A 16,368-nucleotide genomic window follows, 5' to 3' on the forward strand; every position below is an offset into this window, starting at 1 on the left:
ATAAAAAAGCTGGCATGCCAGCTTTTTTCTTATATATGAATCCCTCTTCCAAATACTTCGCGCGCCGATTCCCCGATATGCTCCGACATAGTCGGATGTGGATAAATCATATTCGCTACCATATCAATATCAGCACCTGCTGTTTTAGCAGCTAAAATAGAGTTGAGCAATTCAGTCGATTTATCTCCCATAACGCAAGCCCCTAAAATACGACGGTCTTTATCTGCTACGATTAATTTAACAAACCCTTCTGTATTGCCTTCCATTAGCGCTTTTGCATTTGTGCGCAGTGGTAACTCAATCATCGTATATGGCTCTTGTACTTCATGCGCTAGCAAACCAAAAGTGGCAATTTCAGGATGCGTATACACACAACGCGGAATTTCATCTTGTTGCACAGGTTTTGGGTTACGCCCAAGTAAGTGTTCAACAACATGGATGCCCTCTGCACTTGCAGAGTGGGCGAGTTGTACACCGCCGATTAAATCACCGATGGCATAAACATGTGGTTTAGACGTTTGGCAATGAAGATCGACATCAATAAGACGTCCATCAAACTTTAAGCCGAGTGACGTTGCAATTTCAACGTTCGGACGTCGCCCTGTTGCAAACAGAAGATTTTCGAATGGCATCTCACCGATAGACGTATGAATAACGTTGCCTTCAAAGCGCTCGAAAGTAAAATCAAGCACTAAATTGATGCCTAACTCCTCCATGCGCTTCTTAATAATTGGTCGTGCATCAGGTTCTTCCGTTTGTAAAATATCTTCACTATGGTTAAGCACCGTAACTTTTGTACCGAGTGGCGCTAACGCAAATGCCATCTCAATTGCAATAACACCGCCACCAATAATCGTTAATTCCTTCGGTAATGTTGTAATATCAAAAAATGTGTCTGTCGTGTAGTAGGTTGTCGTTTCTAGTCCTTCGAATGGCGGTACGAATGGCTTACTACCTGTAGCTAGCATAATGTCTTTTGCTGTAAAATTTTCATCGCCTACTGTCACCGTTAAGTCATCTGCTACGGTAGCTTCACCTGCATAGTAAGCTACATGATTTTTTTCGATATAATGCCCTAAATTATCAATTAACTCATCAACAATTTTATCTTTACGACGCATCAGTTTAGCAAAATCGATGGTAGTTTCTTCTGCATTTATACCCCATGTACGCCCACGTTCAATCGATTGAACGAGCTTGCTGTGCTCTAGCATAATTTTAGATGGAATGCACCCTACATTATAACAAGCCCCACCTACTTTTTTACGTTCTACTAACGCTACTTTCATTCCGTTTTTCGCTGCATGAATTGCCGCAATATAGCCGCCAGGGCCTGCGCCAATAATCGCTAAATCATAGTTTTTCATACACTTCACCTCTTGCGTTTACCATAGCATTTACAATTTAGCTTTGCAACGCAAAAAGAAGCTTGCTAACGTTCATTTAGTTAGCAAGCTTCTCATTAATTAAGCAGCAGGGTTTAACTCTAAAGCAACGTGAATTTTCACATCTTTACCAACGAGTACGCCGCCTGTTTCTAACGCTGCATTCCACGTTAAGTCAAAGTCTTCACGATTAATTTTCGTCTCTGCTTCGAAGCCATACACTTCTGTACCATCTGGCGTCTTTCCTTTGCCGTTATACTCCACTTCAAAAGTAACGGGTTTTGTAACACCTTTTATCGTCATATCACCTGTTACTTGATAATCGTCACCGTCTCGTACAATATTCGTAGAAGTGAATGTGATAGTAGGATGTGCTTCTGCATTAAAGAAGTCAGCTGAACGCAGATGGTTATCGCGGTCGCTATTGCGCGTGTTAATGCTCGCAACCTCAATTGTAAATGCAATATTCGCCGTTGTTAAATCAGCTAAGTCTTCGGCTGATACTGTGGCATCATACGTATCAAATGTACCTTTTACTTTACTCACCATCATATGCTTAATCGAAAATTCAATGCTTGAGTGATTGCTATCTACTTTATAATTTGCCATGCCAAATTCCTCCTCATTACGTAGTTAGTTATCTATATCCTTTTATCTCGAATTTGAAACATATTTTTTAAAAAATAAAAAAAGCACCATTTTTCTAGAGTGAAAAATGGTAACTTCTATTGTACTACTCGATAACTTCAGGATGGAAACCATCTTTTTGCAAGTAATTTTCATGTTTCCAAATCCCTTTTTGCTGCGCTTTAGCTTGTGCTTCAACATCTTTAAACTGTTGCTCAAATGTATCATTGTCAGGATTAATAAAGCGTACAGCAGCTAAGCCTTCTTTTAATAATGCTTCTTGTACTAATTGATCATCTGCAAAAATATAGGCCAGCAAGCGGTCGTAGTGGTCCTTCTCTTTTCCTTCATCAAACACAATATACACATGGCGCGCTTCCATCAATAATTTTTTTGTGAAATATTTACCTTCTTCAGCAAATGGCATGGGCTCGCCTTTTTGATAATTCATTTCTGGTGTATCTACCATTAAAAATCGTACTTTTTGTTTTTGTCCGTCCACCTCTACTTGAGCGGTATCACCATCATACGCTTGAATAAACTTCACTTCTACACGCGCTTTACCCGTCGCCTCTTCTACTTGTTCAATCGTAATATGATCAGGTAAAGCATCTTTATCTGGTGGTGGGTCAGCAAAAATCATGTATAAAATAATACCGATTAAAATAACGCCACCTGAAATTAACGACTTAACGTCTTTCATTTGCATAGTTTTCCCTCACTTTTCTTTTTTCGTTTTCCATTATACAAGAAAAATGAGAAATCACACATGGGATGTGCAATTTCTCACCGTTGTTACATTAAATTTCTGCTAATTTCTTCACTTTTTTACCGAAGCTAACGGGATCGACAGCCGCGAACGTCTGCCCCATTTCTTCAAGGTCACGCCAACGATGCGCAATGCGAGACGCTGCGCACGCTGCAATACTGCCGACTAAATCATCTAAAAATGTATGAACATGATCACCAGGTACCGTATCTAACTGATTAATAATACCAACTTTTTGTTTATCTAAATGGCCATAAGTCGTTACTGCGATACTGCCGTATGTAAATACTGAGCCTAGCGCAATCGTTTCATCTACGCCAAATAGTCCTTCATCCGACTCAATAATTTGTTGAAGTGGTGCAGAAAGCATTTTCTTTTCAGCTAACTCATCAAGTTCAATACCTACTAATACCGCATGTTGTACTTCACGTTTATTTAATACACGGTCTACTGAGCTAACACAATGTTGCATCGTTAATCCTTCGTTATAAGGGCTTTGCATTGCGTAAACAATTTCAGCGATATCTTCTAACGTCACCCCACGGCGTACGAGCGCCTCTTTTGTTGCGCGTGTTACATCGTCTGAATGCACACGCATTGTTTTATTATGCATAACTTTTGTCCTCTTTTCTAAAAAATAATAGTACTAACTCCTCTATTATACCTTTAGTTTTTTAATATGGTACAATTTCGATACAACTTACGTGAGGAGTGACACATGTGGAAAAAGGTTCAATTCAAGATGTGGTGTTTTATAGCGAAGCTTTACAAGAAGAGTTACAACTTTATGTATATGTGCCAGCTAACTACACCCCTTTAACAGAATACCAATTACTCATCGCCTCTGATGGCAATGATTATTTTCAATTAGGCGGCATTACACGCCTAGCCGACGAATTAATTGATACGATGGAAATTGAAGACGTTATTATCGTCTTTGTCCCTTATCGTGATGCGCTAGACCGCAAAGATAAATACATTCCAAGCGGCAGTAAATACCATAAATATTTGACATTTTTAGCGGACGAACTCGTACCTTATATGGATAAAAACTATGCCACGACAGAGCTTGCTATGGGGCGCACGCTTATTGGCGACTCAATGGCTGCTACAATTTCGTTAATGGCTGCCCTCACCTACCCTAATATTTTTGGTAAAGCCATTTTGCAATCTCCTTATGTCGATGAAGACGTAATGCAAGCGGTAAAAGATTTTAAAACACCGACGCAAATTTCTATCTATCACATTATCGGTACGGGTGAAGACCGTGTTAAAACTACGGACGGCACATACGAAGATTTCTTAACGCCTAATCGCACTATGCATGAAGTGATGGTCGAGCGAGGTTACCCTGTATTTTATGATGAATTTGAAGGTATTCATACATGGAAATACTGGAAGCCTGATTTACGTCGTGCATTAATTAAAAATTTCGCGTAATCATCTACGACTCAAAATGCTGTACTAAGAAGGCAAGTCGTTCACTTAATGTAGTTTTCTGTTATACTAAATAAAAATACGCTTTTATCGGGAGGTAACGAACATTGAAATACGGTATTGTCGCTTTTCCATCAAAACAAATTCAAGATTTAGCTAATCATTATCGCAAACGTTATGATACACACTATTCACAAATTCCGCCTCACTTCACTTTTGTGGATGCTTTTACAGCAGATGAGTCGGAGCTATCTACTATCGTTACTAAAATTGGTGATATCGCTAAGCACTTTGCACCTATCGAAATGCATGCAACACGTATTAGCACCTTTTCACCTGTCACAAATGCAATTTATTTCCGCATTGAACCGACAGAGCAAATTAACGCGATACATAAAGCGTTAGTCGAAAGCCTACAACATGAACAAAAGCATGTCTTTACACCGCATATTACGATTGGTCAAGATTTATCCGATGCTGAGCATGACGATATTATCGGTCAACTGCGCATGGTTGGTGTAGATGCTAAAGAAAAAATCGACCGCATTCACTTACTATATCAGCTCGAAAATGGCTCATGGTCAACGTATGATACGTTTCGACTAACTGGGGAGGTATAATATGTACCAAGTTCTTATCGCTCGTACACCACAACAACGAGAAGATGCATTTTTTATCCGTAAAAAAGTTTTCGTTGAAGAGCAAAACGTTCCACTACACCTAGAGATTGATGATTTCGACACGAGTGATGATGTGGTACATTTCGTTTTATATGATGATGCAAAAGTGATTGGGGCTGCACGCGTTCGCCAAAGTGAACCCGGTGTCGCTAAAATTGAGCGAGTATGTATTGATTATGACTACCGTGGTAAAAATCTCGGTATTCTCATTATGCAAGAGCTCGAAAAACATATTCGTACATTGCCTTATCAAACGATGAAGCTCAACGCCCAAACCTATGCCATCCCTTTCTATGAAAAACTCGGCTTTACAGTTACATCTGTAGAGTTTTTAGATGCCGGTATTCCGCATCGTTCAATGGAAAAAACCATTTAAAAAAGGAAACGCAGCCGCGTTTCCTTTTTGTTTTACATACCGATGGCAAAATAAAATTAACCAATTTGACTTAAAAATACGGTTGCTAAGCCGAGGTAAATTAAAATACTCGTAATATCATTTAACGTCGTAATAAATGGTCCCGATGCTACTGCTGGGTCAATTTTTAAACGGTGCATTAATAATGGAATAAATGAGCCTGCTAATGTTGCCACAATAATTGAACAGCAAATCGCGGCGCCTACTAACATACCGAGTAGTAACTCACCTTTCCAAAAGTACACGATACCGATAATTAATAAGCCACATACTACACCCATAATCATGCCCGTAAACAACTCACGCACGAGTAATTTAAGCTTGCTCTCGTCCTCTAAGTCACCTGTTGCAATACCACGAATTGCTACTGCTAGCGCTTGTGTACCACTGTTACCACTTGTCCCTGCAATTAATGGAATAAATATCGCCAGCAACGCTACTTTTTCGAGTGTCGCTTCGAACTGTCCCATTAAATTCGCTGTTAACATACCAAGGAATAATAAAATAACGAGCCATGGCAAACGTTTTGTCGCTGCTTGAAAAGGATTAATATCGAACTTGTCCATATCTGAAATACCCGCTAATTTTGAGTAGTCTTCCGATGCTTCTTCATCGATAACGTCGATAATATCATCGACTGTAATAATACCGAGTAACACACCGGCATCATCAATAACAGGTGTCGCTAAGAAGTTATAGTCCTTCATAATTTGCGCGACTTCTTCTTGGTCATCCTTTACATGCACCATCACAACACGTTCGTTCATAATGTCATGTATGCGCGCTTTAGGATCGGCTATGATTAAATCACGTAACGAAACAACGCCTGTTAAGCGGTGCGCCTCGTCCACTACGAACACATAATAAATGGTTTCGGCATTCGGTGCTTCTTTACGTAAAATAGTCATGGCAGTCGCTACCGTTGATGCCTCAGGAATTGCGACATACTCCGTCGTCATAATAGAACCCGCTGTATCTTCTGCATAGCCTAGTAGCTCATTAATCTCGTCCGCTACATCTTCATCCATCATCTCTAAATAACTTTCACGATGGGCATCATCTAACTCATTTAATACGTCAACTGCATCATCGGTATACATATGAGATAACATTTCTGCACCGTAAGCTGTGTCCATCTCGCGTAAAAATGCTTCATACTCATCGTCATCTACTTCTAAGCCTTCATATAAATCCGCCATCTCTTTCGGAGACAAAACGGCATATAGTTGCTTACGTATATCTGGGCCCACCTTTTCGTAAAACTGTGCCTTATCGTATGAGTGCAACGATAAAAATTCTTCACGGAAAGCCTCGGCATTTACATCGCGAAGCATTTTTAATAAATGCGCTTCGTCATAAGCGACTTCTTCCTGTTCGGTTTTTTCCATTGTCACGTTCTGTCTCCTCCTTCCAAATAGCTAATCATCTACTCTATAATAGTAGTCTGTCGTCAATTGGGCAAACGATTTTTTTGTGACGTTACACCTGCCATATCGACAGGTAACGCGCTTGTAATAGATAAAGGCACTTTTGTTAGTGGATGGATAAACATTAATCTACTGCAATGAAGCGCCTGTCGGTTTATCCGTCGTCTGTCTCCTCCGTATAATGTGTCGCCTAACAAAGGATGCCCTATATGTGCCAAATGTACCCGAATTTGATGGGTACGCCCTGTATATAAAGCTAATTTAACGTGGCTAACAATAGCCCCGTCTAAATTGACATACTTTACTACTGTAACATCTGTGCGTGCAGATTGCCCATCTTCACACACTTCACGCGCAATAATGCTATCTTTCGCTCGGCCGATTGGCGCGGTAATACACTGAGCATTAACGCGACCTGTTGCTAGCGCTTCATATTCACGCGTAAGCTCTCCACGCTTTTGCATTTCACTTAACAAGTGATGTACGTGACGATGTTTGGCAATGCAAACAATACCCGAAGTATCTCGGTCTAAGCGCGTTACAATATGGGCCGTCACATGCAAGCCTTGTTGTTCAAAATACCCACATACGTCGTTTGCTACACTATTTGTAGGGTGTTCACGTGAAGGTATCGTATTTTGATGTGCGGGTTTATTAATGATGAGCAGTGCATCATCTTCATAGAGCACAGTGAGCGGAGCGTAAGTGGCGACTAATCCTTCGCTTCGTGTCTCTTGTGGAAATACTAAAGTTACTTCATCCCCTCTTTGTAAAGGGTAACGTACATTTTGTTCTACGCCATTTACCGTAATTTTTCCGCCTGTAAATTTAATGGCCGTCAGTGCACGTTTAGAAACACCATACGCCGCAATTGCTTCACGGAGCAGTTGCGGCGTATGCACAATAAAGGTAAGCGTAAAGTTACTCATTTGACACAAATGATTCATGCACGCGCTCCCAAAACGGGAATGGGCGGAAACGTGCGAAACGAATTTTTTGTTCAGCCACGGTAAACGTAATCGTTTTAATATCTTTTTTTACTAATTGTAAATGATCTACCGTCATATTAAAGCTCTGTTCATTTACTGGCTTTAACACACATTTATGGTGTGCTGGTAATACGAGCGGTGAACCTACCGTACGAAACACACGATTATTAATAGATGCAATTTCCGTCATTTGGATGGCTGGTAAGGTTGGGTGAATAATCGCGCCACCTAACGCTTTATTGTAAGCGGTACTGCCTGATGGTGTCGAAACACATAAACCGTCGCCACGGAAACGTTCAAAATGGTCGTCATTTAATTCTACATCCATTACTAGCGTTACATCAGGTGATTTAACTGTCGCTTCATTTAACGCCAAGTGCGACTCTGCCGGCGAGTTATAATGTTCAACTACCATTTCAAGCAACGGGTATGCCACTACACGGAAATCCCGCTTAGCGATAGAAAGTACGAGCTTTTCTAGTTCAGACGGCTTCCAGTCAGCATAAAACCCTAAATGTCCTGTATGAATACCTACAAAAGATACCGTATCAAGCAGGTGGCTATAGCGGTGAAAGGCATGTAGTAGTGTACCATCCCCACCGATTGAAATAACGATATCTGGGTTCTCCTCATCTAACGTCAAACCAAAATCTTCTAAATACGTCGTAGCTAAAGCCATCAGTTCATTCGATTGCTCATCGCGACGTGATTGAATTGAAAACTTCATTATGATTCACGCTCCTCATTCGTTCGAATCGTTACATTTGATGCCTCTTTATATTCCGTAAAGTACGCTTGTGCATCTTGTATTTCACTGCGAATCGACGACATTTCTTCATCTAAGCGGAATGCTGCTTCTGCGGCGCTTTGCAATCGATTTTTAATCTCATTAGGGAATACCCCTTTATATTTATAATTAAGCGAATGCTCAATAGACGCCCAGAAATTCATAGCGAGCGTACGTATTTGGATTTCGCCGTAGACAATTACTTGTCCATTAATGGTCTCTACGGGGTACTCAATTAACATATGATGTGAGCGGTAGCCACTCGGTTTACTATGCGTAATGTAATCGCGCTCTTCAATAACACGCATATCATTACGCTGTCGAATTAACTCTGCTACCGTCGCAATATCATCTACAAATTGACACATAATACGCAAGCCTGCAATATCTTGTAGTTTTTTACCGAGCTCAACAGATGGTTGAAAGGCAAGTTCTTTTTCCGATGCTTTTTCGTAAATGCTGGCTAATGGCTTAACGCGCCCTGTCACAAATTCAATCGGCGAATTGGTGTTGGCATTACTAAATTGCGTGCGCATCCCTTTTAACTTTACTTTTAACTCATCAACTGCCTGTTTATACGGTCCTAAGAAAACTTCCCATTGTCCCATCTTTTAACCCCCTGTCACCGACTACTGTAAGACGTCTGCAAACGTTGCTTCTACTTCTGTTACAAAAGCTTCACCATAGTTATCATTGCCCTCAATATTGTAAAGTAATGCAATAAATTGTTCTGTAAAGCCTGGAAGTGTAAGCGTAGTCTGTCCATCCGTTACGGTTAGTTGCTGTTCCATTACCTTTGCTAGCTGTGGCCAGTGTTGCTTTTCAATGCGTAAATACACATACGCATCGCCTACATCTACTAAGTAAATAAACGCAAAGTTATCAGAGTCTGCTAACACCTGCTCTGCACCTCGCATTTGGTCATTCAATTCATTTTCGTTTACAATGAATTGATACGTTTGTTCATTAATTTGTTGTACTGTAATTGTTTTACGCAATTGCCTACTTCCCTTCGACATATTTCTTCTCATATTTTATCATACGTTGTCGAAAAGTTAACGATAATCTACGAAAAGAGGCGTTCATGCATGAAAGAAACAGAAATCGAATTTAAAAACATGATTACAAAAGAAGAATACGATCAATTACTCCAAGATTTTAACGTACGACCAACAGCCATTCAACAACTAGCGAATGCTTATTTTGACACACCTGACTTTGCGATTAAAGCATTGCGTAGTGCGCTGCGCATTCGTCAGCATAACGACGCATACACATGTACGCTAAAGCAAGCTACTAGCGCTAACACAAGTACAGAGATTAATATCGCGATTAGCGAAGCGCAAGCACATGCCTTAAAGAGTGAGATGACTACACTGCCAACGGCTATCGCCACCCCGCTCGCTGAACAAGGCATAGACCTCGCTCAAATTACATGCTTCGGCACGCTTCGTACCGCACGTGTTGAACTACCTTATAAAGGCGGATTACTCGTTTTCGACCACACGTTCTATTTGCAACAGGAAGATTATGAGGTAGAATACGAGACAGAGGATGAGCGCGAAGGACAGCTTATTTTCCAACAGTTTTTACAAAAATATCAATTACCCGTGCGTCATGCGCAAAAGAAAATCGCACGCTTTAGTGCTGCGCTACAGGCACAGAAAGGGCAAGATTAATGGATATTAAAGCAATGACTACATTACTACAAATCCAAGCTTTACAAACGCTCGGTAGCACCCAAAGTAATCCGTTACAAACAAATAATACTTCGCTGTTTTCTTCGATGATCGAAGAAATGATGCAATCTTACTCACAAAACAACATGTTTGGCGGGGTAAAAAGTGCAGCCGAACAAGGCGATACACCTACATCATACATAGAAGCATTGCGCTACCAAGGTGATACTAAACTACCCGCTTCCATGTGGTCATTACTCAATACGCCTAGCTTAGCGACACCACAAATGGCGCAAGCACTTGCTGTGCCAACTACAGATTTTACTCAAGTAGCGGGCTCATCTTCCTTTACAGGTGCGTTAGCTGGTGCCACACCTTACGCTAACATTATAAAAAAAGCTGCCAACACTTATGGTGTGCCAGAAAAACTCATCGCTGCTATTATGAAACAAGAGTCTAACTTTAACCCAAATGTAGTAAGCTATGCCGGCGCGCAAGGTTTAATGCAGCTTATGCCAGGTACAGCTCGTTACCTCGGTGTCACTAAACCATTTGATGCCGAACAAAATATTATGGGCGCGACAAAATATATTAGCCAAATGTTAAAACAACATGGCAATAATACACAGCTCGCTTTAGCTGCTTATAATGCCGGGCCTGGGAATGTTGCGAAATATGGCGGTATTCCACCCTTTAAAGAAACACAAAACTACGTCAAAAATGTAATGAATTATTACAAAGCCTAACAACACAAGGAGTGCATTTGTTGCGCTCCTTTTACATTGGCAAACGACAGCAGTGAGCGATTTGTTTGTTTAATACTAAAGTCGTTGCTAAAATGAGTATAATCCATGGCAAATGGAGATGTTTTTTTACCGACACAATAGATTTTTGATATCGTTAACTTTCAATTTACTTTGCAAAGGGGTACTACCTATGAGTCCGAATTATACCGTTCCTTATGATGAAATTGGCGCTGAAAAACTAGAACAACTCATGCGTGCTTTTTATAAGCGTGTTGCTGTTCACCCTGTATTAATTCCTATCTTCCCTGAAGATTTAACCGAAACAATACGCAAACAAATCCAATTTCAAACACAATATTTAGGTGGGCCTAATTTATTTACAGAAGAACATGGTCATCCAATGATGCGCGCACGCCATATGAATTTCGCCATCACACCTGATGCTGCGCAAGCATGGTTAGAGTGCATGCATGAAGCAATGGATGAAGTTGAACTAGCGCCTAAATTTAGAGAAATTTATTACAAACGTTTAGTATTAACTGCCCATCATATGATTAATCGACCAAATATAGATGAGGGGGAGAACTAAATTGACTAATAGTCCTATGCTTTCAGAGCCTATACCAACAGTGGCATCTTTTAATAAGCCGATTGAGCTATATGTTTTTATTAATCCACTTCATGAAAGTGCCTTTGAAATGCTAGCAACTATTCGTAAATTACAATTAGAATATGACCATTACTTTACTTGGCGCTTTGTACTAAGCTCCGATTTAGTGTCATTAAATAGTATTAGCGAGCATATCGGGCAACAGCTTGAACAACGTGTAAGTCATCCCGTACTACCTTCTCTAGCGATCAAAGCAGCAGAGCTCCAAGGTAAACGCGCAGGCTTACATTTTTTAGCTAAACTACAAGAATATATTCGCCTAAACGTTCCGCATATTACATCCTACGAAACGATGATGGCTATCGCTAAAGATATTAATTTAGATATGGTGGAATTTTCGTCAGACTTCGGCTCTAAAGAAGCAGCACGTGCATTACAATGTGATTTGTACATACGCCGTGAGATGGAAGTTGATGAAACACCAAGCATTGTATTTTTCAATGAATGTATTGAAGATGAAGGATTAAACGTAAGTGGCACATATGATTACACCATTTATGAACACATCTTAGAAGAAATGTTAGAAGAGCAACTGGTGCGACGCCCATTGCCTACTATGGAAGAATTATTTAAACGCTTTACTACGCTATCTACAAATGAAATCGCATTTATTTATTCCCTACCTTTGCATCATGTAGAGCGCGAGTTAAAAAAGCGTATGTTACAACAGAAAGTGGAGCGTAAACAAGCAGCTAAAACAACTTTTTGGCGCTTGCGTGCAACACAAATCTTATAATATATCGCTAGCTACTTTGTAGCTGGCTCTTTTTTTGCACAAAACAAAAGAGACGCCATTAGCCTCGACCGCTAATGACGCCTCTTTTCACAAAGGGGATGGGAGAAATGTTCACGTTCAAACAAAGGGGTGTATGTTTGTTTTGTGATTTATTTCACAATCATTACTTTATCACGTACAACCCCTTTATGCAACGGATTCAAGCGCCTTTCACAAAGTTGTCATAGTTAAAACGTTTTCATCACCTTTTGTGGAAATGTTACCCTATTAGTTGCTCTAATTCTTCAAGACGTGCAGCAAATACCGCACACGCATCTTCTATCGGTTTAGCTGTGGACATATCAACGCCTGCTGCTTGCAACACATTAATTGGATAGTCTGAACAACCCGCTTTTAAGAAATTATTAATGTAACGCTTTACTGCTGGTTCGCCTTCTTCTAGAATTTGTTTACTTAATGATACGGCTGCAGACTGTCCTGTTGCATATTGGTACACATAGTAATTGTAATAGAAATGAGGAATACGCGACCATTCTAAACCGATTTCTTCGTCTACTACAATCGCGTCACCGAAGTACTTTTTATTTAAGTCATAATACATTTGTGTAAATGCCTCGGCTGTTAATGCTTGTCCTTCTTGATCCGCTTTATGAATCATATGCTCAAACTCTGCAAACATCGTTTGACGGAACACTGTACTACGGAAACCATCTAACCATAAATTTAATAAATAAATACGTTGATTTTTATCCGTAACCGTTTGTAATAAATAGTCATTTAACAATTCCTCATTGCACGTAGAAGCTACTTCTGCCACAAAAATTGAATAATCACCATAAATATACGGTTGGTTTTTACGTGTGTAGTAGCTGTGTACACTGTGACCAAACTCATGCGTTAACGTAAATAAATTATTTACATTATCTTGCCAGTTCATTAAAATATAAGGGTTTGTACCGTACGTACCTGATGAGTACGCACCGCTTCGCTTACCTTTATTTTCACGCACATCGACCCAACGGTTTTTTAAGCCTTCTGTTACGACTGCTTGGTAACCTTCTCCTAGAGGTGCTAAACTTTTCACTAAAATATCTTTAGCTGTTTCATAAGGCATTGGCATATCAACTTCAGCTACTAATGGCGTAAATAAATCATACATATGCAATTCGTCTACACCTAACACCTTTTTACGAAGCGCTACGTAGCGATGAAGTAATGGTAAGTTTGCGTTAATGGTGTCAACAAGTTGATCATACACATTTTCAGGGATAAAGTTCGCTTCCATAGCCGCTTGACGTGCTGAATCATAATTGCGAATACGCGCATTAACATTATCACGCTTCACTTGCCCGATAAGCGTTGATGCAAATGTATTTTTAAAGTTACCATATGTTTCGTACATCGCTTTAAAAGCTGCTTCACGCACGGTACGGTCTTTGCTCTCTAACATTTTAATGTAATTACCATGCGTCAAACGTACATCTTTACCGTCTTCATCTTGAATGATTGGGAAGCTTAAATCTGCATTGTTTAACATGCCAAAAGTTTGAGAAGATGCACTCGTTACTTCAGATAACTGCGCTAACAACGCTTCTTGCTCCTTAGGAAGCGTGTGCGGACGCTCCTTAGCAATCTCTGCTAAATGTTGACGATACAGTGCTAAATCTTCATTTTCTGCCATAAATTGCGCTAACTTCGCTTCTTCAATAAGTAACAGTTCCGGTGTAAAATATGCGAGTTCAGATGAAATTGTAGCCGCTAAAGATTGAATGCGGCCATTCATCGCTTGGTAAAAACTATTTGTCGTATCTTGGTCGTAGCGCATATGTGCGTACGTATATAATTTCATTGTGCGACGGTATAGCGTGTCACGACTTTGAAGTGCCGCTAAAAGTGTCGCTGCGCTTTCTGCTAAACGTCCTGCATATTGCGTAACGTCTTCAATTAGTGCGCTCACTGCTAAAAACTCTTGTTCCCAAGCTTCATCTGTAGCAAAAATATCTTCTAAGCGCCACGTATCTTCGAGCGCTACTTGTTCTCTCGTTAGTAATTCTGTCATTATGTCACCCTCCAGCTGAAAATTAATTGTCTGTTTTATTTTCCCACTGTAGATGAGAGATTGCAAATAATTCAGTTAACGTATAGGCTGATATTCCCTTAATATTCTCACAATAATAACGAATTGCCTTGCAGTTATCATCAGATACTATATAAGAGAACGTCGTTAAAAAATGTGCGGGCTCTACTTCTTCTATCCAGATTTTTTGCTCTTTACAGTAAAGCGCTAACTCGGTTTGCCAAACGACATCCGCACCTAATGTATGCGGTAAAAACACAGGGAAACTGCGATTTAACTCGGAGAAGCTGAGGTAAAGACCGTTTGTACATCGTCGCAGACGCTTAGCGCTATTCCCACGTGGATAACGTATACAGTTATGTAAAAAGCGTTTATACCCGCTCGTATAGCTCCGACTATATGCCTCCGCTTGTGTTTTACGCAGAGGTTTAGGCTGATAGAGTGGAAACACTTGCCTGTCGAGCGAAACTTGCGCCAGACGCATAAGAAACTGGTTATGATAAAGTCGGTATAAAAAGGTCGCATACGTAAATTTTTTCGTAGTTGGTGAATAAAAAATAGTATGAGGCAAAGTATATTGATACATCTTACGCAATCGTTGTTGGACGACACCCTGATAATAGGCAAATTTCGGTGTATTAAAAATCCAAATAGGTGTAATATTCGCTTTAGCATAGCCTGCGTTACGCTTTTCAAGCAACGCTGTTTTAATGGCACTACATTGAAACTCCAGCGCGTAATAGTGATTATTATGCAACACTAAAATATCAGGACGCTGACTAAAATTTTTAATCGTCGGCTCTAACCATACATGATTTACTCGCGTTTTTAACCATTCATACAGCTGCGTTTTGCCTCGTAAATGTTCCTCGCTCTCGCCCTCTGTAAATAACTCGCGGCATGAACTAGCGACTTTATGGGCAAAGTGCGGTGTAATAACCGTACCAATCTTTAATTGCACAGGCGCCTTACATTGTGGACAGCGAAAAGTCTCCGTACGTTGTAATGTTTCGAGCGCTGTGCGCGTCAAGCCTACAACATTAATGACAGTACCTTTAATCGTTTCTGCAATTAACATACGATGGTTGTCACTTCACTTATAGCGACAACATTCACCTCATTTCATAGAAGAATAGCATTTTTCTAAGCATACGTGATTATAGAAGAGGTTTCAAAACTTTTTTGTAAATAACAGCAAATTTGCATTTTGCCTATAAAAAAAGCAGGCGCTTTATGCGCCTACTTCTTATGCAAAATATGCTACGATCGTATCAAAGCAATTATCTTTCATAATAACTTTGCCGTATTCTTCTAAGTAATGCGTTGTTACCGTACTTTTACTAATATACTCACTTACTTTAGCATCAATATTCGCAATTTCATTCGGTACTAGCTCATCTACCTCAATGACCACGTAATAATCATTGTCTAACGTATAAAGTGAAGCTTTTATATTTTCTGCAATTAGACGATGAGCTAATGGAACGATGTCATCAATATCTTTACATGTGTACGTTAAAGCAGCATCATAAAAAGCATCTGTACTTTCAACGTTATCTTCAAAATCAAATGGCGCTTCTTCTGTACCATCTACTAAGCTATTCATCATATCATCTAAATCATTGCTATCTTCAAACATAGTAGAGAACATTTTTTCGATTTCTTTCATTGCATCAGAACGTGTCACTACGATTTCTACGCCACCATCTAAACTGCGTACATAAGCCCACATAAGTCCCTCTGCTTCTAAATAATCGCGCTCATCCGCTTCCTGTAAAACTTCCATAAAGAGTTGATCACTCTTCGTAGGATTTAGCCATACCGTATTGCTATCATAGCCACGCGACTCAATGTCATGATTTGTTAAAAATAATTTAATTGTATTATCATTAATACGTTCGATATTCATATACACCAACTCCCTTCATCGTTAATGCCTATCGT

The 16,368-nt window shown here is 39.9% G+C and carries 19 protein-coding genes; 7 read left to right on the forward strand and 12 right to left on the reverse strand.

The genetic code is table 11. The features are described 5' to 3' along the window. Nucleotides 1–29: 29 nt before the first annotated feature. From lpdA to DDE80_RS03220, 4 genes are all read right to left on the reverse strand, one after another. Complete coding sequence (lpdA, locus tag DDE80_RS03205; protein ID WP_108306244.1) at nucleotides 30–1,367, reverse strand: dihydrolipoyl dehydrogenase; 1,338 nt, start codon at nucleotides 1,365–1,367, stop codon at nucleotides 30–32. Nucleotides 1,368–1,466: 99 nt separating this feature from the next. After that, nucleotides 1,467–1,994, reverse strand: a complete 528-nt coding sequence (locus DDE80_RS03210; RefSeq protein WP_108306245.1) for a YceI family protein — start codon at nucleotides 1,992–1,994, stop codon at nucleotides 1,467–1,469. 124 nt (nucleotides 1,995–2,118) lie between these two features. Then, on the reverse strand, nucleotides 2,119–2,721 hold the full coding sequence (locus DDE80_RS03215) for a thermonuclease family protein (RefSeq protein ID WP_108306246.1): 603 nt from the start codon (nucleotides 2,719–2,721) through the stop codon (nucleotides 2,119–2,121). Between the two features lie 91 nt (nucleotides 2,722–2,812). Continuing rightward, a complete protein-coding gene (locus DDE80_RS03220) occupies nucleotides 2,813–3,394 on the reverse strand; it encodes a phosphatidylglycerophosphatase A family protein (protein ID WP_108306247.1) in 582 nt (193 codons plus the stop codon). Nucleotides 3,395–3,501: 107 nt separating this feature from the next. Between DDE80_RS03220 and DDE80_RS03225 the strand changes: the two genes are divergently transcribed. The 3 genes from DDE80_RS03225 to DDE80_RS03235 all read left to right on the forward strand — a co-directional run bounded on the left by DDE80_RS03225 (nucleotide 3,502) and on the right by DDE80_RS03235 (nucleotide 5,274). Continuing rightward, nucleotides 3,502–4,221 (forward strand): alpha/beta hydrolase, encoded by a 720-nt coding sequence (locus tag DDE80_RS03225; RefSeq protein ID WP_108306248.1) that lies wholly within the window; start codon nucleotides 3,502–3,504, stop codon nucleotides 4,219–4,221. 104 nt (nucleotides 4,222–4,325) lie between these two features. Next, nucleotides 4,326–4,838 (forward strand): 2'-5' RNA ligase family protein, encoded by a 513-nt coding sequence (locus DDE80_RS03230; protein ID WP_108306249.1) that lies wholly within the window; start codon nucleotides 4,326–4,328, stop codon nucleotides 4,836–4,838. A gap of 1 nt (nucleotide 4,839) precedes the next feature. Beyond that, the gene (locus DDE80_RS03235; RefSeq protein WP_108306250.1) at nucleotides 4,840–5,274 is read left to right on the forward strand and encodes a GNAT family N-acetyltransferase; all 435 of its coding nucleotides are present in this window, start codon (nucleotides 4,840–4,842) and stop codon (nucleotides 5,272–5,274) included. 56 nt (nucleotides 5,275–5,330) lie between these two features. Here DDE80_RS03235 and mgtE read toward each other — a convergent pair whose 3' ends face one another. The 5 genes from mgtE to DDE80_RS03260 all read right to left on the reverse strand — a co-directional run bounded on the left by mgtE (nucleotide 5,331) and on the right by DDE80_RS03260 (nucleotide 9,514). Further along, nucleotides 5,331–6,701: a magnesium transporter gene (mgtE, locus tag DDE80_RS03240; protein WP_108306288.1), complete on the reverse strand. Its 1,371-nt coding sequence runs from the start codon at nucleotides 6,699–6,701 to the stop codon at nucleotides 5,331–5,333. Between the two features lie 62 nt (nucleotides 6,702–6,763). After that, nucleotides 6,764–7,687, reverse strand: coding sequence for an RluA family pseudouridine synthase (locus DDE80_RS03245; RefSeq protein ID WP_108306251.1), 924 nt, complete (start codon nucleotides 7,685–7,687; stop codon nucleotides 6,764–6,766). Further along, nucleotides 7,662–8,456 (reverse strand): NAD kinase, encoded by a 795-nt coding sequence (locus tag DDE80_RS03250; protein WP_108306252.1) that lies wholly within the window; start codon nucleotides 8,454–8,456, stop codon nucleotides 7,662–7,664. Before DDE80_RS03250 ends, DDE80_RS03245 begins: the two co-directional genes overlap by 26 nt. Next, nucleotides 8,456–9,124 carry a GTP diphosphokinase gene (gene yjbM, locus DDE80_RS03255; protein ID WP_108306253.1) on the reverse strand — a complete coding sequence of 223 codons (669 nt, stop codon included), beginning with the start codon at nucleotides 9,122–9,124 and terminating at the stop codon, nucleotides 8,456–8,458. The genes DDE80_RS03250 and yjbM overlap by 1 nt, the downstream gene beginning before the upstream one ends. Before the next feature lie 21 nt (nucleotides 9,125–9,145). Further along, nucleotides 9,146–9,514: a UPF0738 family protein gene (locus DDE80_RS03260; protein ID WP_108306254.1), complete on the reverse strand. Its 369-nt coding sequence runs from the start codon at nucleotides 9,512–9,514 to the stop codon at nucleotides 9,146–9,148. Between the two features lie 90 nt (nucleotides 9,515–9,604). Between DDE80_RS03260 and DDE80_RS03265 the strand changes: the two genes are divergently transcribed. From DDE80_RS03265 to DDE80_RS03280, 4 genes are all read left to right on the forward strand, one after another. Next, nucleotides 9,605–10,195 carry a CYTH domain-containing protein gene (locus tag DDE80_RS03265; protein WP_108306255.1) on the forward strand — a complete coding sequence of 197 codons (591 nt, stop codon included), beginning with the start codon at nucleotides 9,605–9,607 and terminating at the stop codon, nucleotides 10,193–10,195. After that, entirely contained in the window at nucleotides 10,195–10,941 is a 747-nt protein-coding gene (locus tag DDE80_RS03270; RefSeq protein WP_108306256.1) for a lytic transglycosylase domain-containing protein, read from the forward strand. Before DDE80_RS03265 ends, DDE80_RS03270 begins: the two co-directional genes overlap by 1 nt. Before the next feature lie 190 nt (nucleotides 10,942–11,131). Further along, nucleotides 11,132–11,530, forward strand: coding sequence for a globin domain-containing protein (locus DDE80_RS03275; protein WP_108306257.1), 399 nt, complete (start codon nucleotides 11,132–11,134; stop codon nucleotides 11,528–11,530). Between the two features lies 1 nt (nucleotide 11,531). After that, a complete protein-coding gene (locus DDE80_RS03280) occupies nucleotides 11,532–12,347 on the forward strand; it encodes a DsbA family protein (RefSeq protein ID WP_108306258.1) in 816 nt (271 codons plus the stop codon). 259 nt (nucleotides 12,348–12,606) lie between these two features. Here DDE80_RS03280 and pepF read toward each other — a convergent pair whose 3' ends face one another. The 3 genes from pepF to DDE80_RS03295 form a co-directional block, all read right to left on the reverse strand. Then, nucleotides 12,607–14,406: an oligoendopeptidase F gene (gene pepF / locus DDE80_RS03285; protein WP_108306259.1), complete on the reverse strand. Its 1,800-nt coding sequence runs from the start codon at nucleotides 14,404–14,406 to the stop codon at nucleotides 12,607–12,609. Nucleotides 14,407–14,428: 22 nt separating this feature from the next. Next, nucleotides 14,429–15,502, reverse strand: a complete 1,074-nt coding sequence (locus tag DDE80_RS03290) for a competence protein CoiA (protein WP_108306260.1) — start codon at nucleotides 15,500–15,502, stop codon at nucleotides 14,429–14,431. Between the two features lie 168 nt (nucleotides 15,503–15,670). Next, nucleotides 15,671–16,333: an adaptor protein MecA gene (locus tag DDE80_RS03295; protein ID WP_108306261.1), complete on the reverse strand. Its 663-nt coding sequence runs from the start codon at nucleotides 16,331–16,333 to the stop codon at nucleotides 15,671–15,673. Nucleotides 16,334–16,368 lie beyond the last annotated feature (35 nt).

The organism is Metalysinibacillus jejuensis (genome assembly GCF_003057615.1).
Taxonomy (GTDB): domain Bacteria; phylum Bacillota; class Bacilli; order Bacillales_A; family Planococcaceae; genus Metalysinibacillus; species Metalysinibacillus jejuensis.